The organism is Nocardia niigatensis NBRC 100131 (assembly GCF_000308655.1).
Classification (GTDB): domain Bacteria; phylum Actinomycetota; class Actinomycetes; order Mycobacteriales; family Mycobacteriaceae; genus Nocardia; species Nocardia niigatensis.
On record NZ_BAGC01000114.1, the window covers coordinates 148487 to 172232 of the forward strand.

The window sequence follows — 23746 nt, forward strand, 5'->3', positions numbered from 1 at the left end:
CGTCTTTCCCCTGATGCTAGCGGCAGCCTCGAGATAACGGTCTCCGGAGTCTCACTACCAGCGGGTAACCTGGCGCGGTGCCAACAACCGTGCGCGTGCCGCTCGAGCGAGTGTCCGGGCTGCTCAGCCGCCTCCGTCAACCTCGAAATCTCGCCTTGCTGATCGGCTGCGGGCTACTTTTCGCACTCGCCGCCTTCGCACCGCATCCGGCACCCCAGCAGATCCGGCACTGGGCCGACTCGGTCGGGCCGCTGCTGCCGCTGGTGTTCTTCGCGGTGCACACGCTGGTCTGTGTCGCGCCGTTCCCGCGCACCATTTTCACCCTCAGTGCGGGCATGCTGTTCGGCTCGGCCGAGGGACTGACGCTGGCCCTCGCCGCCACCACGCTCAGCGCGGTGCTGGCGCTGTGGCTCGTGCGCGCTCTCGATCACGAGCGGGTGCGGGCGCGGCTCACCCATCCGACGGTGCAGGCCGTCGATACCAGGCTGGCGCGGCGGGGGTGGCTGGCGATCGGGTCGCTGCGGTTGATCGCGTTCGCGCCGTTCTCGATCGTGAACTATTGCGCGGCACTGTCTTCGGTCCGATTCACTCCCTACCTGGTGGCGACGTTCGTCGGCATCATTCCGGGGACCGTCGGCACGGTGCTGCTCGGCGATGCCCTCACCAATCGCACCTCCCCCGCCCAATTGATCGTCACCGCGGCCTGTTTGGCGGTCGGCGTGATCGGGCTGGTGGTGGACGCGAGGATGGCCGTCGCACGACCGGAGGCTCAGCCCGAGCCGGTCGCCTGATCGGGCGGTGGCAGCGGCCATCGGTCGAGGCCGGGCAGTGAGTCCAGAAGCGATGCGGGACCGGTCAGCTCGTTCAATTGTGTGAGCAGATCGTCGCGGTGGGTCTCGGCATAGGTCAGGGTGCTGTCGAGTTGGTGAGCCTCGACGAGCCAGCCGATGGCCTGACGCACCACCTCGGCCGGCGATGCGACAACGTCGGAGTCCACCAGATACGCGGCGGGGGACGGATCGATCACCGCGGCCGACCCCAGATGCTGCAGACAGCGTCCGGTACCGAGTTCGTCGGCGAGAGCACGCCATTCGTTCAGGGCTGTCTGCCAGCGCGACAGCGCACGCCTCGGTTCTCCGACCGACCAGTCGAGTACCCCTGTCACCTCGTGGACATGGGCCAGGCCGCTGGGATCGCGTCCGCCGGCAGCCATGGATTCCGCCAGTTCCAGACGGTCCCGCGCGGCAGTGTGCCGCCCCTGCATGAGATGCCCGATCGCCATGTTCACCAAGGCGCACACTTCGCCGGCGACGTCTTCGCGGGGGAGCAGCCACCAAGCCTGCTCCAGCAGGTTGACCGCCTTGTCCAGGTTTGCGTCCGTGGTGTCCATGGCCCCCAGCGCCTGTCGGTGCAGGGCGCGGGCGCGCAGGCTGCGGGACACCGTCCACGGGCTGTAGCGCGCCGGTCTCCGCTCCGGAACGCGCGCGCGAATGTCGGCGAGGGCGTGCAGGGGGCCGTATCGGGTCGCGGCGGTGATCGTCACCATGGCCGCGGCCGGGCCGGGGTCGTCCGGGTCGCCACCCGTGCCGGCGCTGTCCTCGGCGCGGCCGCTGCGCGCGAACCAGATGTCGAGCGCGTCGGCGATCGCGGCCAGATCCGGAACCACGCCGCGAACCTGGATCAGTAGCGCGTCATGCGCCTGTCCTGGTTCCGGTTCGGCGCGCTTCGCGCAATCGCGCAGGAGCCGGCACAGTCGGGGCTCCTCGTTCTCGAACCAGCGACGTGCGGTCGAGGCGTATGCCGGAAGGTCGAGTGCGCGCGCCCACAGCGTGGCTTCCTCGGCGTGACTGCGGAGCAGCACCGCGAGCGCCGCCCGCCATTCGGGCGTCTCGGTGATGGCCGCGGTGTCGTCCGGAACCGCAGTCAGCCGATAGCGTCCGGGCGAGACCGGCTTCACCGCACCGGCCGTGGTCAGACTCGCCAGGAGTTTGGGCGCGGAGGGTGTTTCGGTCTCCGCGGTGGTGGCGGGGAGCCGGGCGGCGGCGCTCGCCCCGAGGACATCGAGGAGCAACCCGGTCTCGTAGGTGTGGATGGGCAGCTCACCGAGAACGGCCGCAGCCCAGTTGCCCGTCAACTCCTGTTTCTCTTCCGGTTCGGTCTCCGGTCCCCAGGGCGCTCCCGGCTCGGGCAACTCCACCGGTCTCGGATCCGTGAGCCCGGCGCGATCCCGCACCAACCGGTAACCACGCCTTGCCGATTCGGCGAGGAAGTACGCGAGCACGACCCACCCGATGGCGGACTCGGTCCACCGCACCGCGGGATTCTCCTTGAACGCGTCGGTCATCACATTGGCGATCAGGGTGGCGACGCCGATGCCGACCAACGCCGGGGCGCCCAGCAACCACTGCCACACCGCGGATTTCGGCGTGGCCATGAGGCTGCGGCTCTCACGGGCCAGTTCGGTGGAGTCGGGTCCGCCGAGCGCGGATTCCGTTTCGCTCATATCCGCGCTCCCCCGGCCAGGCCCGGCACGAGCCATCGCCGCCAGCACACCAGCAGCAGCACCAGCGGTACGACCGCCGAGATCAGCGCCCCGCTCGCGAGTTGTGCCGAGCTCTCGTCGAATTGGCGGGTGTAGCCCCACAGCAGCAGCGACCACGGGCTGCCGCCGGTGCCGTTGACCAGCAGTCCGATGAAGAAGTCGTTCCACACCTGGATGAATTCGAGCACCGCCACGGCGACGATCGCGGGCACCACCGCACCCAGCCGGGCCACGATGGTGCGCAGCGACGCCAGCCCGTACAGGGCGTCGGCGGCCGGGGTGTACGCCGGGGCGAGGAGCGCTCCGCGCAGGACGAGAATCGAGATCGGCAGTCCGGCGGCGGCATGGGTGAAGATCAGCGGGACCAGGGTGCCGAACCAGCCGGAGGAACCGATCACCCGCTGCAGTGCGCCGAGATACATCTGGGCGGGCAGCACGGTCAGAATCACCAGGCAGGGCACCGCGATCCGGACGCGCGCGGCAGCCAGCCAGTGGGCGACGGGCAGCGCGAAGGCCACGACCATCACCGTCGCCGGGACCGCGACGGTCAGGGTGGTGCGCAGCGCCTCACGCAGTGCCGGATCGACGGTGATGGCGTGGAGGCCACCGGCTTTCGCTCCGGCCGTGCCGTGCAACGCGACGTAGACCAGCTCCACGATGGGCGACAACACCACGAGCACAGCGGCTCCCACCAGCAGCCAGCGCGGGACCGCCCGCCACGCCGGCAGGTGCTCGCGCCACGTGGACGGGCGCGGGCGCAGCGGACGCGGGCCACTCGGGCGGCGCACGTTGATCCGGTCCTGGGCGAACAGTGCGGCCAGCACCAGCGCGGCCGTCAATGGCAGGGCGTACGCCGCGGCCGCGCCACACGAACTCGCCTCGCAGGCACTGTTGAGACGCCACCATTCCACCGTGGCCGTGCCGACATCGTGTTGCAGCGATCGCGGTACGGCACCGAGCACGGCGTCGAAGACCCGCGCGGCGGCCACCGCGACCACCAGGAAGGCGACCGAGGCGACGGGCCGCACCTGGGTCCACAACCGGAGTGGGATGAGCCGGCGCGGACCGCCGGTGAGTTCCGGGGCGCGCACCGGGTCGTCCTCGATCGCGAGAATGGCGGCACGGAACAGACCGACCAGCAGCCCGAGCCAGGTCCACGCGAACGCCGCCACCAGAACCGCTTCGAACGCATAGCGTTCCGCCGCGACACCGCTGAAATATCGTCCCCGCGTCACGGTTTCGAGAAGCAGCCGGAACGCGATGCCCGAGGTGAACGCCGAGACGCCGAACGGCACGATGAACGGCCACCACAGCCAGGGCAGCCGCCGGCTGGGCCAGGCGAGTGCCAGGGCCACCCCGACCAGGACCACGGCCAGCGCCACCCAGCCCGCGGTGTGCAGGTACGCGCTCCGGCTCGCTCGCGGCAGTTGCTGCCACACCACCATGGACCCGACCGCCAGGCTCGCGAATCCGAGCGCGGCCGCGAACACCCAGACCGTGAAGGCGAAAACGCCCGGCAGGCTCTGCATCCCGGTGCGGAGCCGCCGCCGGTCGACGATGAGCAGCGCGCCGCCCCCGAGCAATTGCAGCCCGCAGCCGAGAGCGAGCCACGGATGCGTCCGCGCGCCGAGCCCGACCGTGTACAGCGCGGGGGCCACCAGCAGCAGCCCTATCAGCACCAAGGCCGGTGCCCGGACCAGGTGATTCACCACCACCTCGAGGTGCGGATGCCGGCCCGGAACCAGCGGTCCCGACAGCCGGCGGGTGGCGAGTGCCAGTTCGAGGCCGTTGGAATCGACGGTATGCAAGCGCGTTTCACCCCCGCCTGGTGCGTTCCAGGTCGTAGATGGCGTCCACGGCAGCACTGACAGCCGCGGCATTGCGCTGCGCCGGATCCGCCGGAGTGCCATCGAGATCCATCAAGAATTTGGTGATGATCCCCCAGAGCTGATTGTCGCCGCCCCGGGAGCCGATCCGGTCGGCCAGATCGAATTCGGTCCAGGATCGGACGCGCGGGCCGAGTGGTTCGAGCATGGCCGGATAGGCCGGGCGGGTGCGCAGATCCGGTGCGATGAATCCGCCCGCCCGAGCGATCCAGCTGTCCGGGGCATCGGGCAGTGACAGCAGGCGGATCAATTCGCCCGCCGCGGCTTTGGCCGATCCGGTCAGCACCATGACATCGCCCCCGCCGATCACCGGACCGTCCCGGAGTCCGGGAACGATGCTCGGGAACAGCGACACTCCGACCGTCTGTTTCATGGCCACGTCATCGCCGTCGAAACAGCTTTTCACGATCGGCTCGGCGAAATCGGGCGCCAGTACCATCGCCGCGTCGCCCTCGGCGAATACGGCTCGCACGGCGTCGGGAAATTGCTGGGTGAGCGCGCGACCGATGCCGCCGGGAAAGGCATTCGGAAATCCCCAGATCGCGGCGACGGTGTCGAGGGCCTTCGTGAGGTCGGCGCGCCGCTGCTCAGGACGCCAGTCGTTCGGGGCAACGATGCTCCGGTAGGCATCGGGAGAGCGCGCGAGCAGCACATTCGCGAAGAAGTCGGCGAGCATCCAGCCGTCGGCCGCGCCGAGCGCCAAGGGGTGGGTTCCGCTGCGCGCCAGCCGGTCCAGCATTGCGGGCCACTGCCACGGCGCCCAACTGCCCGGTGGCGGCAGACCGAGCTTCCGGAATTTCGTGAGGTCGAACCAGATCAGCGATTTGCACCACGCCTTGAACGGCAGTCCGTAGAGCGGATTCCCGGACGCGGTCTCGACATGCACCAGCTCCCACCAGCCGTGGGCATAACGCGGCGCTTTCCGTTCGTCGCCCCACAGGGATTCGTCCAGCGCGCGCAAGCGGCCGTCTTGCGCCAGCCGCGTTATCTGCCCGATTTGCGGCAGCACCACGATGTCCGGCGTGTACCGGCCGGCCGAGAACACCGTCCCGACATCGTCACCAAGCGTGAATACCTGTGTGGCGTGCGAAAACTGATGGGAATTCCGCAGATTGGCCAGGATGTCCTCGAAGGCCCGCAACTCCGCGCCGCCCCAGGGCACCGCGAGCTTCACGCTCTCGGAACTCGACACGTTCCCGAGCGGGGCGCAGGCCGCGGCCAGGGGAAGCAATGCGCCGGCGCGCAAAATGGTTCTGCGGCTCGCCATTCCATCCCCCAACCGATGCGACTATGCCCGGTGCCGGCTTCGGTGCGGGCAATGTTACTCCGATTGCCCTCGCCGCAGGTCCGCTAAACGTGTGCCCGCCGACGGGAGTCGAGGTGGCGCGCAATGCCGCGCAGACGGTGAAGCGGGTGGCGCAGGAACTCGGCGGCAAGAGCCCGAACATCGTGCTCGACGACGAGAACTTCGCGACCAATGTGTCCGGGGCCGTCGCCACCGTCATGGTGAACTCCGGCCAGACCTGCAGTGCGCTCACGCGAATGCTGGTGCCGCGCAACCGCATGGACGAAGCCATCGAGGTCGCCCGCGCGGCCGCGGCCGACCTCCCCGTCGGCGACCCCACCGGCGCGGTCGCCCTCGGCCCCGTCGTCTCCGCGTCCCAGTTCGAGCGCGTCCAGGCCCTCATCCAGCAGGGCATCGAGGAGGGCGCCACTCTCACCGGCGGCCCCGGCCGCCCCGACGGCCTCCCCACCGGCTACTACGTCAAGCCAACGGTCTTCGCGAACGTCACCAGCGACATGACCATCGCCCGCGAGGAAATCTTCGGCCCCGTCCTCACCATCCTTGCCTAGGACAACCTCGACCACGCCGTCACCCTCGCCAACGACACCGACTACGGCCTGGCCGCCAACGTCGCAGCCGCCGACCTCGACCAGGCCCGCACCCTGGCCCGCCGCCTCCGCGCCGGCTGGGTGACCATCAACGACGCCTTCGACTACCACGCCCCCTTCGGCGGCTACCGCAAGAGCGGAAGCGGCCGGGAATGGGGCGAATTCGGCTTCCACGACTACCTCGAGACCAAAGCCATCCTCGGCTACGACCCCTGACCGCCCCGCTGCGTCGCCCATCCGCCCCAGATCAAGCCACCGCAGGCGGCGCAACCGGTCCGAATACTCCCAACGCTTCCCGCGTCTACCTGTACCGCAGCGCTTCTCGGTGACACCGGCACAGGCGCGAATACCGTCACCTCGGATAGGTTGACCGGCTGGTTCGAAGCCGCCATCGACGTGTGTAGCGCTCAGCGTTCAGGCCGTGGCGGCGGACCGGCAATGTGGAGTCAGTGGCTCCGCGAGGCGCTGTCAGTTCGCGGATGCGTTGCGTCGTAGCCGTTCTCGCTCGTCGGCCGACATTGCGCCGATGGGTGGGACGGGGAGGGGCACGGGGGTCTGCGGTGTCTCGCTGGGCTGGCTGGCGAGGCCGAGGCGGATGACGTCGAGCAATTGGATGCGGTCGGGAAGGCGGAGGCGGCCGGGGAGGGGTTCGCGGGCCCAGCGCCATTCGTTGGGGCGGTCGGTGATCGGGAGTCGGATGTGGGCGCCCGGGGCGGGGAAGTAGACGCCGTGGGCTGCGAGGGCGGAGGTGATGTCTTCGGGGAGCTCGTGGTGCGGGTGGGCGCGGGAGATCAGGAAGATCCAGAACCGGTTTCGGGGGTCCACGACGGCCGGGGTGGTGGGCAGGTCGGTGAGGTGGGCGCTGATCTGTTCCCCGAGGTTTGCCGGGGCGATGATCGCGTCCAGGTCCCGACCGGTGATGACATAGGGGCGGTCCGCGAAGAGTTGCACGGGTAGGCCGTAGCGGGCTCGCAGGAGGTGAGCGGATTCGTAAGCTGAACAACAGGATTCGAACATCCATGCCTCCACTGCCATAGGGGAACGCACCCGACGAGGGCACCGAAATCATTGTGCGCCCATAGATTTACCAAACCGGTGACCGATCCGTGGCATTCACGTGACCGCCGGTAAAAGCTCGATGTCCGACTTCTCATCACCGCGGTGTCAGCGCGGCCGGAATCGTCTGCCGGTTCAGCTCGAAGGTTGCCCGAGAGACGACGGCCCACTCCGAGAGCGACTGTGCCGTCCGGGACGTCCGGGCGCCCGGACCGCGGCGGCGAGAGCGGCGAGTAGGGCCATGCCGGACAGAGTCAAGGAGCTCTCTCGGGCGCCGTGGATGAAGGCGGTGCGGGCGGCCTCCGCCAGGGGGTGGGCGGCGGGGCCCAGGGAGTCCGCTACCCGGAGGGCGGCGGCCAGGGAGTCGGAGACCGGGCCCGCGGAGGGGTGGGGGTAGGACGGGGAGGAGTGCAGAGATGTGGTGGGAGTAGCCGGCTGCCAGGACGCTGCCGCCCACCGCTATTCCTATGGCGCCGGCCACTTCTCGGGTGGCATCGTTCACCGCGGCCGCCACACCGTGCTTTTCGGCGGGGAGACCGGAGACGATGGCGGCGGTGGCCGGGGTGGCCGAGAGGGCCAACCCCAGGCCGAGAACCAGGAGCGGCCACAGCACATCGACATAGCCGCTGTCGACGGTCAAGCGGGACAGGCCGTACATGCCCAGCGCGGTGACGACCGAGCCCGCGCACAGCATCGCGCGTAGTCCGGTGCGCTCGGCGAGCCAGGGGGCGATGGGTGAGACCACCACCAGCGGAGCCATGATCGGTGCGACGCCGAAAGCGGAGGGTAGTGGCCGGTAACCGAGGATCAATTGCAGGAACTGCACCACCACCGGGAACATGCCGAACATGATCAGGTACTGGACCGTGACCGCCGCGGCGCCGCCGGCCAGGCCGCGGTCCGCGAAGACCCGTACGTCCAGAAGTGGCTGCGGGACAACAAGTTCGACCAGGACGAAGGCGATGAGGGCGATCGCCCCGAGTCCAGTGGATCCGGCGGATACGGGATCGAACCAGCCCCGTTCGGGGAGCTCGGTCGCGGCTACGACGATCAAACCGACGGCGGTGGCGGCGAACAGCGCGCCCCACACGTCGAATCGGGGGCGGGACTCGTCGGCGGATTCGGGTATCGCGCACCCGGCGATCGCGAGGACGACGCCCGCGACGGTCGCGGTGAACGGGATCGACAGCCAGGACCAGCGCATGAGCAGCAAACCCGTGCCGAGGATACCGACCGCGCCACCGCTGCCCCTTGAATATCCGGTCGCAACAACTGCGAGAATAACATTCTCCAATTGGGAAAATAAACCTCCCCTATCAAGGCCCGGCAACCGGCAGGACACCCTCCGCCCCGATGCCGGGAGTACGCCGTTCTCCGGTACTGTGCATGCATGTTCTCCTCACCGAACAGAGGACCGATGCACCCGTGACCAGCCCGAGCGAAGAGCCTGCCTGGAAGCAGCGTGCTGTCGAGCGCTCGCTGCGCGCCGCGAAAATTCGTGCCGAGGAACGCGTTCAACGCTTCCTCGACGCCGCTCAGGCCATCATCACCGAGAAGGGCACGACCGACTTCACGGTGCAGGAGGTCGTCGACCGCTCCAAGCAGTCGCTGCGCAGCTTCTACATGCAGTTCGACGGGAAGCACGAGCTGCTGCTGGCCCTGTTCGAGGACGCCCTCAGCCGCACCGCCGAGCAGTTGCGCGCCGCCACCGACGGCCGGCACGACCCCTTGGACAAGCTGCAGATCGCCGTCGAGTTGCTGTTCGAGCTCTGCCGCCCCGATCCGTCCGCGCAGCGCCCGCTGTTCACCGATTTCGCACCGCAGCTGCAGCTTTCGCATCCCGGCCAGGTGAAGGTCGCGCACGCGCCGCTGCTCGCACTGTTCACCGAACTGATGGAACAGGCCGCGGCCGAGGGCCAGCTGCCGGCCGACGCCAACCCGCACCGCCTGGCGGCCATGGTGATGCAGACGGTCATGTTCACCGCGCAGTCCTCCGGGGCGATCGATGACGAGACCCAGCACCCGCTGTCCGCGACCGAGGTCTGGAACTTCTGCGCACACGGCTTCACCCGCAGATGAGAATGTTGTTCTCATCCTAGAGAAGTTTATTTACACTCGGTCTCATGAGCGATCTGTGGACCGATCTTCTCGCCTGTCTGGACCTGGCCGAGCAGCCGCCCCTCGACGATGACTCCGTGTTCGAGGGGCGCAATCAGGACGGCGGTGTTCAACGTCCTGCGGCTCTCGGCCGCGGCCATCGCGAAATCCGAACCGCTGGAGGAGGATCAGCGCGGCGTGATCATCAATACCGCCTCCATCGCCGCCTTCGAAGGCCAGGTCGGCCAGCTCCCGTACGCCGCCGCCAAGGGCGGGGTGGTCGGCATGAACCTGGTCGCCGCCCGCGATCTCGCTCCGGCGGGCATCCGGGTCGTCACCATCGCCCCCGGCACGATCAGTACCCCCGCCTATGGCAAGGCCCTCGACAAACTCGAGGCCTACTGGTCCCCCCAGGTCCCCTTCCCCAAGCGCATGGGCCGCTCCGACGAGTACGCCAAACTCGCGGTCTCCATCGTCGAGAACGACTATCTCAATGGCGAAGTCATCCGCCTCGACGGCGCCCTCCGCTTCCCACCGAAATAGGCGCCGCGACCGCCGCCGATACTCTCAACCGCCGGCGGTCGTGCAACTCAACGGCCGTTCCAGACCGGGGCGCGCTTCTCGGTGAAGGCGCGCACACCTTCGGCCGCGTCCTCGGAGAACAGTGCGGTGGACGCGATGTCGTACTGCTTGGCGAAGGCGTCGGCCGTGGTCCAGTCGGAGGTCTCCTCGACAATGCGTTTGCTGCCCTCCAGGCTGAGCGGCGCGTTGGCGGCGATGCGTTCGGCCAATTCGAGAGCCGCTGTGAGAGCTCGGCCCGGTTCAGCGAGGACATTGATCAGGCCGAGTTCGGCCAGCCGGGTCGCCTGCATGGGGTCGCCGGTGAGCGCCAGTTGCATGGCGATATTGCGAGGCAGGCGCTCCCGCAGGCGCATGACGCCGCCGGCGGCGGCGATCAGGCCGCGTTTGGGCTCCGGTATGCCGAATTGCGAATCACGCGCCGCGACAATCAGATCCGCGGCCAAGGCCAGTTCACAGCCGCCCGCGAGGGCCGGGCCTTCGACGGCGGCGATCAATGGTTTGCGGGGCGGTCTACCGGCGAGCCCCAGGGCGCCGCGGCTCTCGGTGAGCGGGGCTTCCCCCCGGGCCATCGCCTTCAGATCCATGCCGGAGCTGAAGTAGCCGGCCGCGCCGGTGAGGATGGCGACGCGGGCGTTCGGATCGGCTTCGAAAGCATCACATGCCTTTTCGAGTCCGAGGGCCATGGCGTGATTGACCGCGTTGCGGACCTCGGGGCGGTTCATCGTGATGATCATGATGGGGCCGCGGCGCTCCACCAGCACGGGCGGCGGTGGGGGCGCGGGCAACTGGTGGCGTTGTGTGCCGTCGAACGTGATATCGCCATCATGGACTGTTACGGACAGTCCCAGCGCGTCGCCGTCGCGCAGTTCGGCGACGAGGTCGGAACTGTTGCTGCGCATGAGGGCTCGCGCGCCGTCGGGGGTGATCAGGCTGACGATGGCCGCCTCCGGCTCGCCGTCACGGCCGTAGGGCAGCGTATAGGCCTCGACCACCGCCGGACCCTGGTACTCGGTCCGGACCGGACGGACGGGCGGATTGTCGACGACCGGCCGCAGATGAGCGTAGGGCCGCTGCGGTGGTGTGGCGGAATAGATGCCCAGTGCGTGCTTGGTGACATACCAGCCGAGCGACGTGCTCAGGCCGAAGGCATCGGGATCGTCGCGCAATTGCCGAACCATGGTGGCGATCGCGTGGGTGCCGTAATTGTTGCCCGGGCCGCCGCCGAAGGTCAGTCCGCCCGTCACCGAGAGCGAACGGCCGGGATCGTCTGTCGCGATACCGAGTTCACGGGCGGCGATCTGGACCGCCACCGGGAAGCACGAGTACAGATCCACGGGACCGATCTGATCGATGGTCACGCCGGCGTGCTCCAGCGCTGCCGCGCCGACGGCCCGGATCGCCGGGGAGGCAGACAGTTCCGCGCGTTCGGAGACGAACCATTCGTCGTGCGCGCTGGCTCCGGCGTGTACGAAAACCCACTTGTCCTGCGGGATTCCGGCCTCCTCGGCAGCGGCGGCGCTGCACAGCACCAGTCCGGCGGCCATATCCACCTGCAGGTTGGCGCACAGCAGTTTGGTGTACGGGGCCGACACGGTCCGGTTCTCCGTGGTCGGTGTGGTCAACTCCGGCGCGCTGAACCGCTGCGGCAGCCAGGCATTCGGATTGTCCGCGCCCACCGCCGACAACCGCGACCACAGCTCACCGATCGCCTGTAGATGCTCCTTCGGATCCCGGCCGAGCCGATGGCGGTTGGCCGATTCCAGGAGCGCGTACATATAGATGGGCGCACCCAGCCCGACAGCCGTTTCGGCGGCGTTGTTGGCCTCTTTGTCGATCCCGGCGATACGAGTCGGCTCCACCTCGGGCCCCTGTTCCGGCCACGCCACCTCGGTCCCCGCGCGCTGCGCGGCGGCCATGGTGGCGCCCGCCTCCGCACCGGTCACCAGCACGATCTCGTAGGTGCCGTCGGAGATGGCCTGCGCCGCTTCATTGACCAGCAACTGGCCACCATCGCCACCGTAGGTCGAGGACTGCACGGTGTCGGCCCCGGGCGCGCCGACCGACCGCGCCACCAGGGCGCCCAGGTCTCGGTACTGCCAGGAGGCGCTGGCGACCGCGAATATCGCGTCGGCGGCCGACAGCAGCGACGGCCCCACCCCGGTGTCCTCCGCGGCCTGCCGTAGCGCCCGCACCGCCAGCGCGGCCGGGTCCTCGGCGGTGTTCGGATGATGCTGTACCAGCTGCCCGGCGCCGACCAGAACCGGCGTGTTGGGCGCGATCGTGCGACCGGATGCCTTGTGCAGCACCGGCTTCCGTACCGATTTCGCACCGGTGAAAGGGCCCGCCGCAGCGATCCGGTCCGGCACTCGGTCCAGTGATTCCCGCAATGCCTCCGACAGGCTTCGCACCAGCGACGCACCCAATGGGCCTTCGACGGGTTGCCCCGATAATCCGGCGTCGAAGTAGGCGGTCGCTCCGTTCGCATCGGCGCGCACGGTCAACCAGAATCCGAGGGTCAGCCCCATCGGCCCGATGCCGCGCAGCACCAGCGCGGTCTCGTCCACCGCGATCACGGTCCAGGCGACATCGGCGGGTATACCCATGAACTTCACCTGCTGAGCGAACTCCGATCCGGGGTACGCGCCGCTGGGTGCGTCGCCACGGAAGGCCGCGTGCATGGTCAGCCATTCGGCGAAGCGGCCGGGATCGGTCAGATAGGCCGCGACCTCGGCCACCGGACGGTCGAGATGCTTGCTCGCATGGGCTGCTTTGTCGAATTCCGCGATCCCGTCCGGCGGGGTGTATTCCTCGGACTCGGCCGGGCCGACGGGCGGCGCGGCGGGCTTGCCCAGCACTCCGCCGACGACGTCGCGCAGGATCGCCGGATCACTCTTCACGGCGTCGGCCAGTGCCCGTACCGCGCGCACTCGAGCACGCGCCTGCCGCAACACCCCGGGAAGTCGACCTACGTCAGCCACTACCTTGCCCTTTCGATTGGCGGAACTATTACTAGCCAGATAGTTCCGTGGAACTATTAGACGGATAGTGGTACCGCATGTCAAGATGGGCCTGTGACCAGACCCGGGGCGCCGCTGTCCAGCCTGCTCAGCCGCGCGATGACCCTGCTCCCGCAGTCGGCGCCCAGCGACGATGCGACCGATGCGCGGATCCTCGACGCCGCGTTGCGGGTCCTGGCGCGCCGCGGAACCCGCGAGGCGACCATGGACGACATCGCGGCCGAGGCGGGAGTCGGCCGCACGACCCTGTTCCGTCGCTACACCGGCAAGGACCAGCTGTTCGAACGGGCGCTGGCACGCGATATCGGCCGCATACTGGCCGTCCTCGCCGACCGGTTCACCGAAGTCACCGATCCCACCGAACAGGTGGTGCTCGGTTTCCTCACCGGGCTGGGGCTGGGCGACCACATCTTGTTCCGCGATGCCGACCCGCTCCGCCGAGCCGAGCTCATCCAGGCCCTCGGACAGGGCGACCCGTCACCGATCACATTGGCCTTCAACGCGATTCGTGCGAATATCGGCAAAGCCCAAGCCGACGGCAAGATTCCGGCCCGCGACCCCGACGCCCAGGCCGACGCCCTGGTGCACCTGATAATCGGCTACCTGGCCACACCTCACCATGCCATCGATCTGGCCGACCCCGCGGCGGCCGAACGCGTCGCCCGCGCCGCCGTCGCGCCGATCCTGACCGGAACCATCGACTGATCGACACCGGTCCGGGACCGTCCCGCGACGACATCCGAATACACCGCCCCGCGCTTCGTCGCGCCGCGTATCCCGCGGCGGCGACAGGGCGCTACCCCCCTGCGCCCGAAAGGGCCACGCGCGTCCGATCCCGCACATCTCAGGAGTGAACATGACAATCGCCTACACCGATCCCTACCGCACACCGGAACGTGTCGCTCTGCGAGAGGCGGTGGGCGAATTCGTCCGCCGCGAGATCGCGCCGAATCTCGATCGCTGGGAACGCGAGGGCGCCCTGCCACGCGAATTGCACCGCACCGCGGCGAAATCCGGGCTGTACGGCATCGGCACGCCCGAGGCGTACGGCGGCGACGGCGGCGACCTCGTCGATATGACCATCGCCACCGAGGCTTTCATCGAGGCCGGCGGTTCGTCGGGCTGCCATTCGGCCCTGTTCACACACGGGATCGCGCTACCGCACATCGTCTCCAGCGGCGACTCCACCCTGATCGACCGGTACGTGCGCCCCACCCTCGCCGGGGACCTGATCGGCTCGCTCGGGGTGACCGAGCCGGAGGCGGGCTCCGATGTCGGATCCCTGCGCACCACCGCGCTGCGCGACGGCGACCACTACGTGGTCAACGGCGCGAAGCTGTTCATCACCTCCGGCACCCGCGCGGATTTCGTGACGACCGCGGTGCGCACCGGCGGACCGGGCGCGAGTGGCATCAGCTTGCTCGTGATAGACACGGACACTCCAGGTTTCAGCGTGTCACGGAAGCTGGAGAAGATGGGCTGGCTGTGCTCGGACACCGCCGAGCTGACCTTCACCGACTGCCGGGTACCCGCCGCCAATCTGGTCGGCGCCGAGAACAGTGGATTCGCGCTCCTCGGCGCGGCTTTCGTCACCGAGCGGGTCAACATCGCGGTGCACGCGTATGCGATCGCACAGCGCTGCCTGGAGCTGACCCTCGAACACGTCCGGCTGCGTGAGAGCTTCGGCAAGCCGCTGATCGCCCGGCAGGTGGTGCGGCACAAGCTGGTCGAGATGCGCCGGCACATCGAGCTGGCCCGCACCTACACTCGCCAGGTCGCCTTGCGCGCCACGGCCGGCGAATTCGTCGTCGGAGAAGCCTGCCTGGCGAAGAACTCCGCCGTCGCGGCCGTCAAACACGTCGTCGATGAAGCGGTCCAGTTGCACGGCGGCATGGGTTACATGCGGGAGTCGGAGGTGGAGCGCCATTACCGCGATGCACGAATCCTCGGCATCGGCGGCGGCGCCAGCGAAGTGATGACGGATCTGGCGGCCAAGCTTTTCGGCTACGACAGCTGAGCCGGAGGGTCGATCAGCGCGGACCTGTCACCGCGACCGGGCCGACCCGGTCGCGGTGACGGGGCGGGGTTGGCTCCCGCGGTCAGTCCATTTCCTGTAGCACCCGGCGCAGGACCTTGCCGGTGGCGTTGCGTGGCAGTTCGTCCATGATGATCACGTCGCGGGGAACCTTGTAACGGGCCAGGTTCTCCTTCACGTACGCCTTGATGTCCGGGACGCTCACGGTGGCGCCGGGCGCCGGAACGATATAGGCGCGCAAGCGTTTTCCGAACTCTTCGTCGGCCACGCCGATGACCGACACCTCGTCGATGTCGGGCCGTGCCGCGAGCAGGTTCTCGATCTCCAGAGGGTAGACGTTCTCACCGCCGGACACGATCATGTCGTCGTCGCGGCCGTCGATGTGCAGCAGCCCGTGGTCGTCGATTCGGCCCATGTCGCCGGTGGACATGTAACCGCCGATGAACTGCTTGTGGCGGCCGTCGGTGTACCCCTCGAACGGCGCACCACTGCGCACGAACACACGACCGGAGACATTCCGGGCGGTGACCCTGCGGCCCTCGTCGTCGAACAACGCGATCTTGCTCGTCACCGGCGGGCGACCGACCGAGCCCGGGGCGAGCCGCAATTCGTGCGGCTGCGCCACCGTCGCCACCGCGACCTCGGTCGAACCGTAGAGGTTGTAGAGCACGTCGCCGAAGGTGTCCTGCACACGGGTCGCCAGCTCCGGGGACAACGCCGAGCCCGCCACGGCAATAGTTTTCAGCGTCGACAGGTCGTAGCGCTCGATGATCTCCGGGCCCAGCGCCACCAGGCGATGCAGCATGGTCGGCACCGCGACCAGCATCTCGGCGCGGTGCTCGCTCACCGCGCGCAGCGTGGCCTCGGCATCGAAACGGCGCAACAGCACGGTCTTGTTGCCCAGGGCGGTGGCCACGGTCCACGTCCCGAACCCGGTCGAATGGAAGATCGGCGACACGATCACCACGCAGCCCCTGCGCGGGAACGGAAGGCGGTCCGCGATCATCGCACTCGCCAGCGGCGTCACCTTGGTGCGCGGTGCGCCCTTGGGCAGACCCGTGGTACCGCTGGTGAGGATGATGAATCCCCCCGGCTGCGCCGGTGCCGGGGGCATCCGATGGTCGCCACCGTCGATCAACTGATCCACGGTGTGCGCGCCCGCCGGTACCGAGTGCCCCTCGTCCACCCACGTGAGAATGCGCGGCAGCGTCGGCGGCAGCGCGTCGAGCAGGTCATTGAACTCGCTGTCGTGCAACATGGCTCGCACGTTCTCCCGGGCGGCCACCTCGGCGAACTGCGGTTTGGCAAATCCGGTGTTCATCATGGCCAGCCGCAGACCGGCACGCCCGGCCGCGCTGATCGCGAGCACCAGGCCGCGGTGGTCACGCGCCAGGACCCCGACCACCGAACCGGCCGTAAGACCCTGCGCCAGTAGGGCATTGGCCAGGGCATTGGATTGCTCGTCGAGCTCGCCGTAGGTCAGCACCCCGCGCTCGTCGGCGATCGCGGTCTGGTGCGGATGGTGGCGAGCCCCCGCCATGATCAGCGCCGCCGGTGGACCGTAGATCCGGTTCTCCCGGGCCATTCGCGCCACGCGATCCGGGCGCCGCAGATCGATCACGCCGCGCTGGTGCAGCCGGACGACGGCTCGCAGCGTCTCGGCCGCGTCACCGAGCCCGGTCGCCAGGCTCTCGAGGTTCCGTGCCATGAATGAATTCCTCCTTGCGACAAGACGTTCCGGCGGGAACGCCGGTGCGTTTCTCAGCTCCGCCCCGCACGTTCGAGATAGAGCGCTCGCTGCGACATATCGGCATTGGACACGGTGTCGTGGCTGCCCAGTAAACGGCCGAACCGATTGCGCAGCCCTTCCGGCATCGTGGTGAGCAGCGCGATGGCGATACCGCTGATGCGCGGGACGACTCGCAGCCCGCCCCGTCGGCGAGCCAATGCGTCGACCACCGCGCGCGCGACGTCCTCGGGCTCGACGAAGCCGATCACCCGGGTGAGCCGGTTCGGAGTGAGCCCGGCGATCAGCTGCGTATTGACGAACGCCGGGCACAGGGTGCTCACCCGCACGTCGAATTTCGCCAACTCCTGATGCAACGCCGCACCGAGGCCGACGACGCCGAACTTGGTCGCCGAATATGTTGCGACGTCGGGTATCCCGACCAAGCCGAGCACCGAGGCCACGTTCACGATGTGGCCGCGGCGGCGACCGGCGAAACGCCGAGCGGCGAGCTTCGATCCGATGATCACCCCGCGCAGGTTGATATCCATCTGCCGGTCGGCCAGATCCATCGTCTCCTCGAGGAACGACCCGGTCGGCATGATGCCCGCGTTGTTGACCAGCCCGTCCAGACCTCCGAGCTCCGTTTCGGCCCGATCCAGGAATTTCTCGAACGACTCCGGGTCACGCACGTCGAGCCGGACGCCGATCACCTCGGTGCCCGTAGCGGCGGTGAGTTCCGCAGCCGTCGCCGCCAGTGTGTCGTCGTCGATGTCGCCGATCACCACCCGCGCTCCCGAGGCGGCCAAAGCCGCCGCGGTGGCTCGCCCTATGCCCCTCGCACCGCCGGTGACCGCCACACGCATGCCTTGGAGACGCATCCCCATATCCACTCCTCACTGTCTCGCGTATCACGAGGCTAAGAAGCGGACCCCCACCAATCCATGACGTAACCGGTCAAGACTTGTTCTTTCCGGCCATTCTGTCCCAGGATGGGCCCATGGCGGTCCACATGAACATGCCGCGGTCCAGCACCAGTGCCGCGATCCTGGTTCAGCTCGGCCTCACCCACGGGCTGACCATCGCACAATGCCTCGACGGCTCCGGCGTCACCCTGTCCGTCCTGGACGACGCGAACGGCGAGGTCCGTGCCGCACAGGAATTGCGGGTCGTCCAGAATCTGGTCACGCGCCTGGGGCACATCCCCGGTCTCGGCCTGTCCGCGGGCCAGCGGTATCACCTGGCAGCACACGGTATCTGGGCGTTCGCGGTGATGACGAGCCGCACCGTGCGCCAGGCGCTGCGTATCGGCATCGAGCACATGGACATCGCGTATTCCTTCGCCCGCTGGCGCATCCAGGAAACCGCCACCGGCGCCACGGTGACACTCGACTACTCGGCGGCGCCGTCCGAGCTGCGGCAATTCCTGCTCGAACGCGACCTGGCCGAACTCATCACCCTCGATCGCGAACTGCTCGGCGCGATGGTGCCACCAACGACCGTCGAACTCGCCTGCCCCGCACCGGCCTACGCCACGCGGTTCACCGAACTGCTCGGTGTCACCCCCCTCTTCGACGCACCGGTCACCCGGCTCACCCTCGCGCGGGAGATCTTGGAACTCCCCATGCCCCAGGCGAATCCACACGTCGCCGCGCTCGCCGAACAGCAGGCCGCTGACATCATGCAACGCCGGCGCCGACGCGACGGCACCGCGGCCCGCGTCCGCGCCGGCCTCCTGGCCCGCGGCGTCACCGCCGCACAGGAAGACATCGCCGCCGACCTTCGCATGAGTGTGCGCACACTACGCCGACGCCTCGAGGCCGAAGGCACCTCCTACCGTGGCCTGGTCGCCGAGACCCGTCACCTCCTCGCCGAGGAACTCCTCACCCTCGGCACCACCGTCGACGAGGTCGCCCGCCGCCTCGGCTACGCCGACGCTTCCTCCTTCACCCACGCCTTCACCCGCTGGAGCGGCACCACACCGGGCCGCTTCGCCCGCTCCGTCCGGTGAACACGACCCGGCTGTTCGGACCGTGAGCTTCGCCTCCGCTCGCCCGGATCGGTGAGGAACCTCAACATGGCGGGTGATTCACCGACGCCGAACATCCGGTCCCGCAGGGCTATCCGCGCTTCGGCGCCCGAGGACGCGGCGAAGTCCGGCCGCGCGAGACACGGCCGGACCATTGCACGCGGCGGGATCAGTTCACTTCGCGCCGGCGGTGAGCCGGGCGATGGTGGCCTGGAAGTCGGCGGTCTGGAAGGACACGTCCTCGGCCGTGGTCGCGTAATCCAGCGTCGCCAGGACCGACCGTTCCAGGTGCAGGTTCAGCAGTCGCTTCGTGCTTTCGACGGCCTGCTGCGGCAATTCCAGGATGCGTTTGGCGCAGGCCATGGCCTCCGACATCGGGTCGGCCACAATGTGATCGGCCAGGCCCATCTCTCGGGCGCGGGCGGCGGGGATCTTCGCGCCGGTGAGGGCGTATTCCTTGGCCAGCAGCAGGCTGGTGTGGAGGGGCCAGGTGAGCGGCCCGCCGTCGGCGGCCACCAGACCGACCTGGACGTGGGGGTCCTTCAGGTAGGCGGTCTCGGCCATGTAGACCAGATCACTCAGAGCCACCAGGCTGCAGCCCAGGCCGACCGCGGGGCCATTGACGGCGGCCACCACCGGGACACGACAGCGGGCCATGCCGAGGACGATGTCACGGCCGTGGGCGATGGTCTTGGCGCGCAGGCGCGAATCCCGGCCCAGCTCGGCCAGATACGCGAAATCGCCGCCCGCGGAGAACGCCTTGCCCGCGCCGGTCAGGACCGCGACGCGGGCGTCCTGGTCCTCGCTGAGCCGGGGCCACAGGTGGGCGAGTCCGGTGTGCAGGTCGTCGTTGACGGCGTTGAGGGCGTCGGGCCGGTTGAGGGTGATGATCCGCAGCGGCCCGTCTGCGCGAACGTCGATCTCGTCGGGCAGGTCGTACATGTCAGGCTCCTGGTCCGAGAATGCGGAGCGTCATGGGCGGCATCCATCGAATCCTGCGGTGCGTCACCGACGCCCGGCCGTTCGTGCTCCTCCCGCACCCCCGCGCCGCGTCCGCGTTGCACCGCGACTGCGGCGAAACAGACAACAGCGCAGGGGTTTTCGCGACGGGCCTCAGGCGAGGGTGCACCCCGAGATCGGCACGTCGTTCAAGCGATCGACCAGGTAGCTGATCGCATTGTTGGTACCGAAGCCATCGATCAATTCGGGACCGAAGTGGTTCGGGAGGGTGGCCCCGGGCAGGATCGCGGGCAGCTCATCGGTCCGGAAGGTCACGGTCGCACCCTTCCCGCACCATTCGGTGGCCAGTTGCCGGGCCTGACCGTAGGGGACGGTGTCGTCATTGCGGCCGCTGGTGATCAGCACCGGGGTCGCCGGCGTGAGGTTTCCGATGTGCTGCTGCCGCAGGATGTCCTCGGCCGCGGGCACCTCCTGCAGGTGGTCGATCATCGGCCGGTGATCGACCGTGAACTCGGTGCTCTGCAGGAACGGGTGCTTCAGGATCACGTCACCGATGCACTCGTTGCTCAGCTCGCCCAGCAGCGCCTTGCCCTCCGGCGTGGTGCGTTCGTCGAGCTTCGGCTGCAACTCGGGATAGCGCGCCACGAAGCCGTTGAGCGCGAATCCGATGACGCCGCTGATCAGACTGCCGTCGGCCCTCTTCAACACTTCGGTCAGATCCGCTACCGGCGCACCCGCCCAGGTGCCCTTGAGGTTCAGTTCCGGGGCGTAGTCGGGCTGCAGCTCGACCGCCGCGGCCGTGGCCCCGCCACCCTGCGAGTAGCCCCAGAACGCCAGCGGGGTGCCATCACCGGAACCGGCGAGATTGTTCGCGGCCCGAGCGGCATCGAGAACGGCATGGGCCTCCTCGACGCGATTGACATAGGTGTGGGTGCCCGGGGTGCCCATACCGATGTAGTCGGCCACGAAGACACGTGCGCCCAGCGAATTCCACGCCAGCGCCGAGATCGCCTCCTGGTTCGCGGAGAACGTCGGCGGCGTGATGCTCGCGTACATGCCGGTCGAAAAGGCCAGCGACACAGCGCACTGATCGCCCTGACCGGTGGTGCCCGGCGCGATGACCACGGTCGGCCGCGGACCGGTGCCGTGCCAGGGCTGGGTGGAATCGAGGAAGACGCCGGTCGCGGCGACGGGCGTGCCATCCTGCATCTGGGTCGTGTACATGACCTGCTTGGCGGGCAACGGCCACAGCCCGTTGTCCGCGGGCTGTGCCAGCAGGGCCGAGATATCGGTGGTCTTGATGATGGCGCCGCGTGTCGAATCGAATTGCGCGGGCGGAACATAGAAGTCATTGACCGGATCGGCGGAGGCCGGCCCGGGAACAGCCGCGGCGCCGGCGGCCGCGGTCACGCACAGCGCCGCGGCGGCGGCAAGCGCGTGATTGACCTTCCGGGGCGTCTGTCTGTTCCGGCGGGACGGACGGCGTTGTCCAGACATTTTCTGCTTTCTCTGCGGACTCGCGTGCACTCGGACACGGAGAAGTCGGTGTGTTGAACCGGAGTTGTGCTCCGTGCCGGGCCCGAGCGTGGGTGTCGCGACGGCCGAGCACCCGAGTAACAGTGTTACCCGAGTAACACGGTTACTCTAGCCACATGTGAAGACGCTGGGAAGAGGGGTGACTCCCGCCCGACCCACATTCGCCCTCAGCATCACACCGATCTTCGCCCGGCCGCACCGCCACGGGATCTGGCCGGACGATTTGGGTCTCACCCACGCCGCAGGCCCGCCCGCCGTCAGCGACGCGTTCTCGCGCGAGCCCCACCGCGTGCCCGGAACGGGCACATGAGCACCATCGGCGCGACCCGACCCCCCCTCACCGCGAATCCGGCGCGGCGCGCGCTGCCCACCGGACCTCCGCACTGCCTACCGGACCGCTGCACCGCCTACCGGACCGCTGCACTGCCTACCGGACCGCTGCGCGGCCTCGCCGTGCGCGCGCTCTCGCCGGCCGGATTCCCCCCGCTGTGGTGGGCCGCCCGTCACCGCGAAAGTCATTGACCAACAGTTCCTTCCGGGCCGTGAGCGCGCGGCCGGGCCGGAACATCGAGGACCGAGGGGTCGTATTACCGGGCGACGACGGGGCGTGCAGGCGGGACCTCGCTGTCACCGCGACACCCGAATTCCAGGCTCCGAAGATCGAATTGGCGAAGGCGATCTACGACGCCCACGCTGAATATGAATACGACGATGGCCCGTGCCGCATATTTGCGGGACGGGCCATCGGACGTTTCGAACGGACGCGAAACCTGAATTACAGGTAGGCGCCACACACGGGCCAGGCGCCCGCACCCTGACCGGCGAGCACGTTCTCCGCGACGCGGATCTGCTCCTCACGGCTGGCGTTGGCGGCCGAGCCGCCGCCACCGTAGGCGTTCCAGGTGCTCTGGGTGAACTGCAGGCCGCCGTAGAACCCGTTGCCGGTGTTGGCGCCCCAATTGCCGCTGCTCTCGCACTGCGCGACAGCGTCCCAGTTATGCCCGGCGGCCGAGGCGGTCGCCGTCGACAGCGCGAACGGGACGGACACGAGCGCACCGATGGCCGCGGCGGCAGCGAACGTGCGGGTGGTGAGCTTCCGGTTGCGATGCATAAGGTATTTCCTCGCCTGCGCCCGCCGGCCCGCGCTCTCGGCTGCGGGTCCCCGTCCCCAGGGTTATCGGTTGCTCTCGAATCGCGGGACGGAGTTGCCGGTGTTCGTCGATTCGAGTTGGACTCGGTTGAATCCGAGCCGAGAGCGACGGTAACGGATCAATCACGTCTTATCACGTCCCGATCACGGAGGGTTGACAGAACGGCCTCGAGCACACTCAATACGTTTTCGCAGTTCACTACGGAGTGTCGCCTAATGACATTTCTGGAATTCGTAAACATATTTGTGACGGAGGTCACGGGAAAATAGTGACTCCAATCGCGTAATACAAACGCGAAACAAAACGATACGCACCCGGAATTGCCCTCCGACCGGCTCGGATCGTGCTGCGCACAACCGTTGCCCCAGGTCAAAGCCATCGCCATAGTGCCTCCATGGCCGATGAACCACGTTCCGGAGCACGCGCTGTCGACCGCGCTGTCCAGGTGCTGAATTGCTTCCACGGCGACGATCCCGAGCTGTCGTTGAGCGAACTCGCCCAGCGGGCCGACCTGCCGGTCAGCACCGCGCACCGGCTGGCCCAGGCCCTGGTTCGCGGCGGCCTGCTCGAGCAGGGTCCGGCGAGCGACCGCTATCGAGTCGGGCACGGGCTCGCCGCGCTGGCCCGTCCCGCGCTCGCCCGGCTGGGCCTCGAGTCGGCCGCACCGCATCTCTACGCGCTCGCCGCGGGCATCCGGATCACGGTCAGCGTGAGCGTGCTGGACGACCGCGAGGCGGTCACCGTCTTCCAGGCGCGGCCGCCGGTCCACTTCTGCCACCATCAGGTGCCACGGCCCCGGCAGTCGCTGCACGCCAGCGCGGCGGGCCACGCACTGCTGGCCTACTCCCGCGCCCGGGCCGTCGCCGACGCGGACCTGGACCGGGTGCGCCGGACCGGCTTCGCCTCGGAGCTGATCGAGACCGACGATCCCATCCGCGCACTGGCCGTGCCCATCGTCGGGCCCGGCCGGCAGGTACACGGAGCGCTCGCGGTACAGGCGCGGTCGGCGCGGCTGGACAGCGAGCTCATCCGGGCCGTCGTCCCCGCGATGCGGATCGCGGCGGGCCGGATAGCACCGCTGTTCCAGACCACCGACGGCGCCACACTCCCCGCCGCCGAGTTTCGCTCACGCTGATTTCCACATCGTGAAAAGCCGGTTGCCGCGCCGAGACCGCCATCGCAGCATGTGACCACCGCCGAATCACCGCCAGTTCCCCTGTCCGGCAAAGGAATCCC

General features: G+C 68.6%; 17 protein-coding genes and 2 pseudogenes. 8 read left to right on the forward strand and 11 right to left on the reverse strand.

Going from position 1 to position 23746, the window contains the following annotated elements:
• Nucleotides 1–119: 119 nt before the first annotated feature.
• On the forward strand, nt 120–791 hold the full coding sequence (locus ON33_RS37260; RefSeq protein WP_040863972.1) for a TVP38/TMEM64 family protein: 672 nt from the start codon (nt 120–122) through the stop codon (nt 789–791).
• Here the strand turns inward: ON33_RS37260 and ON33_RS37265 are convergent.
• The 3 genes from ON33_RS37265 to ON33_RS37275 are packed head-to-tail and all read right to left on the reverse strand — an operon-like array spanning nt 770 to nt 5695.
• On the reverse strand, nt 770–2503 hold the full coding sequence (locus ON33_RS37265; protein WP_040863862.1) for a hypothetical protein: 1734 nt from the start codon (nt 2501–2503) through the stop codon (nt 770–772). The genes ON33_RS37260 and ON33_RS37265 overlap by 22 nt on opposite strands.
• Complete coding sequence (locus ON33_RS37270; RefSeq protein WP_040863863.1) at nt 2500–4350, reverse strand: ABC transporter permease family protein; 1851 nt, start codon at nt 4348–4350, stop codon at nt 2500–2502. Before ON33_RS37270 ends, ON33_RS37265 begins: the two co-directional genes overlap by 4 nt.
• A gap of 7 nt (nt 4351–4357) precedes the next feature.
• Complete coding sequence (locus ON33_RS37275; RefSeq protein WP_051153442.1) at nt 4358–5695, reverse strand: type 2 periplasmic-binding domain-containing protein; 1338 nt, start codon at nt 5693–5695, stop codon at nt 4358–4360.
• Nucleotides 5696–5799: 104 nt separating this feature from the next.
• Between ON33_RS37275 and ON33_RS37280 the strand changes: the two are divergent.
• Nucleotides 5800–6537, forward strand: a pseudogene (locus tag ON33_RS37280) (aldehyde dehydrogenase family protein); the annotation flags it as partial.
• Between the two features lie 252 nt (nt 6538–6789).
• Here the strand turns inward: ON33_RS37280 and ON33_RS37285 are convergent.
• Both ON33_RS37285 and ON33_RS37290 read right to left on the reverse strand, forming a co-directional pair.
• Nucleotides 6790–7272, reverse strand: coding sequence for a hypothetical protein (locus ON33_RS37285; protein ID WP_051153443.1), 483 nt, complete (start codon nt 7270–7272; stop codon nt 6790–6792).
• Nucleotides 7273–7474: 202 nt separating this feature from the next.
• The gene (locus tag ON33_RS37290; protein ID WP_157184940.1) at nt 7475–8671 is read right to left on the reverse strand and encodes an MFS transporter; all 1197 of its coding nucleotides are present in this window, start codon (nt 8669–8671) and stop codon (nt 7475–7477) included.
• A gap of 131 nt (nt 8672–8802) precedes the next feature.
• Here ON33_RS37290 and ON33_RS37295 point away from each other — a divergent pair, with 131 nt between their 5' ends.
• Entirely contained in the window at nt 8803–9456 is a 654-nt protein-coding gene (locus ON33_RS37295) for a TetR/AcrR family transcriptional regulator (protein ID WP_040863864.1), read from the forward strand.
• 138 nt (nt 9457–9594) lie between these two features.
• Nucleotides 9595–10017, forward strand: a pseudogene (locus ON33_RS37300) (SDR family oxidoreductase); the annotation flags it as partial.
• A gap of 47 nt (nt 10018–10064) precedes the next feature.
• Here ON33_RS37300 and ON33_RS37305 read toward each other — a convergent pair.
• Nucleotides 10065–13034, reverse strand: coding sequence for a crotonase/enoyl-CoA hydratase family protein (locus tag ON33_RS37305; protein ID WP_040863865.1), 2970 nt, complete (start codon nt 13032–13034; stop codon nt 10065–10067).
• Between the two features lie 93 nt (nt 13035–13127).
• On the opposite strand from ON33_RS37305, the gene ON33_RS37310 reads away from it, so the two are divergent.
• The gene (locus ON33_RS37310; protein ID WP_040863866.1) at nt 13128–13778 is read left to right on the forward strand and encodes a TetR/AcrR family transcriptional regulator; all 651 of its coding nucleotides are present in this window, start codon (nt 13128–13130) and stop codon (nt 13776–13778) included.
• 151 nt (nt 13779–13929) lie between these two features.
• Nucleotides 13930–15090, forward strand: coding sequence for an acyl-CoA dehydrogenase family protein (locus ON33_RS37315; RefSeq protein ID WP_040863976.1), 1161 nt, complete (start codon nt 13930–13932; stop codon nt 15088–15090).
• 82 nt (nt 15091–15172) lie between these two features.
• Here ON33_RS37315 and ON33_RS37320 read toward each other — a convergent pair whose 3' ends face one another.
• Both ON33_RS37320 and ON33_RS37325 read right to left on the reverse strand, forming a co-directional pair.
• Nucleotides 15173–16816 (reverse strand): acyl-CoA synthetase, encoded by a 1644-nt coding sequence (locus ON33_RS37320; protein WP_040863867.1) that lies wholly within the window; start codon nt 16814–16816, stop codon nt 15173–15175.
• A 53-nt stretch (nt 16817–16869) separates the two neighbouring features.
• The gene (locus ON33_RS37325) at nt 16870–17721 is read right to left on the reverse strand and encodes an SDR family NAD(P)-dependent oxidoreductase (RefSeq protein WP_040863977.1); all 852 of its coding nucleotides are present in this window, start codon (nt 17719–17721) and stop codon (nt 16870–16872) included.
• A gap of 113 nt (nt 17722–17834) precedes the next feature.
• On the opposite strand from ON33_RS37325, the gene ON33_RS37330 reads away from it, so the two are divergent.
• Nucleotides 17835–18845 (forward strand): AraC family transcriptional regulator, encoded by a 1011-nt coding sequence (locus tag ON33_RS37330; protein WP_083869604.1) that lies wholly within the window; start codon nt 17835–17837, stop codon nt 18843–18845.
• Between the two features lie 192 nt (nt 18846–19037).
• Here the strand turns inward: ON33_RS37330 and ON33_RS37335 are convergent, their stop codons facing one another.
• From ON33_RS37335 to ON33_RS37350, 3 genes are all read right to left on the reverse strand, one after another.
• A complete protein-coding gene (locus tag ON33_RS37335; protein WP_040863868.1) occupies nt 19038–19805 on the reverse strand; it encodes an enoyl-CoA hydratase/isomerase family protein in 768 nt (255 codons plus the stop codon).
• A gap of 171 nt (nt 19806–19976) precedes the next feature.
• The gene (locus tag ON33_RS37340; RefSeq protein ID WP_040863869.1) at nt 19977–21320 is read right to left on the reverse strand and encodes a lipase family protein; all 1344 of its coding nucleotides are present in this window, start codon (nt 21318–21320) and stop codon (nt 19977–19979) included.
• An 814-nt stretch (nt 21321–22134) separates the two neighbouring features.
• A complete protein-coding gene (locus ON33_RS37350) occupies nt 22135–22470 on the reverse strand; it encodes a transglycosylase family protein (protein ID WP_040863871.1) in 336 nt (111 codons plus the stop codon).
• 434 nt (nt 22471–22904) lie between these two features.
• On the opposite strand from ON33_RS37350, the gene ON33_RS37355 reads away from it, so the two are divergent.
• Nucleotides 22905–23645 carry an IclR family transcriptional regulator gene (locus ON33_RS37355; RefSeq protein WP_051153446.1) on the forward strand — a complete coding sequence of 247 codons (741 nt, stop codon included), beginning with the start codon at nt 22905–22907 and terminating at the stop codon, nt 23643–23645.
• Nucleotides 23646–23746: the final 101 nt, after the last annotated feature.

Excerpts from the sequence above, each read along its gene's own strand:
- ON33_RS37265 (WP_040863862.1), bottom strand. The coding sequence starts at position 2,503 with ATGAGCGAAACGGAATCCGCGCTCGGCGGACCCGACTCCACCGAACTG.
- ON33_RS37275 (WP_051153442.1), bottom strand. The coding sequence starts at position 5,695 with ATGGCGAGCCGCAGAACCATTTTGCGCGCCGGCGCATTGCTTCCCCTG.
- ON33_RS37315 (WP_040863976.1), top strand. The coding sequence starts at position 13,930 with ATGACAATCGCCTACACCGATCCCTACCGCACACCGGAACGTGTCGCT.
- ON33_RS37320 (WP_040863867.1), bottom strand. The coding sequence starts at position 16,816 with ATGGCACGGAACCTCGAGAGCCTGGCGACCGGGCTCGGTGACGCGGCC.
- ON33_RS37325 (WP_040863977.1), bottom strand. The coding sequence starts at position 17,721 with ATGGGGATGCGTCTCCAAGGCATGCGTGTGGCGGTCACCGGCGGTGCG.
- ON33_RS37330 (WP_083869604.1), top strand. The coding sequence starts at position 17,835 with ATGGCGGTCCACATGAACATGCCGCGGTCCAGCACCAGTGCCGCGATC.
- ON33_RS37335 (WP_040863868.1), bottom strand. The coding sequence starts at position 19,805 with ATGTACGACCTGCCCGACGAGATCGACGTTCGCGCAGACGGGCCGCTG.
- ON33_RS37340 (WP_040863869.1), bottom strand. The coding sequence starts at position 21,320 with ATGTCTGGACAACGCCGTCCGTCCCGCCGGAACAGACAGACGCCCCGG.
- ON33_RS37350 (WP_040863871.1), bottom strand. The coding sequence starts at position 22,470 with ATGCATCGCAACCGGAAGCTCACCACCCGCACGTTCGCTGCCGCCGCG.
- ON33_RS37355 (WP_051153446.1), top strand. The coding sequence starts at position 22,905 with ATGGCCGATGAACCACGTTCCGGAGCACGCGCTGTCGACCGCGCTGTC.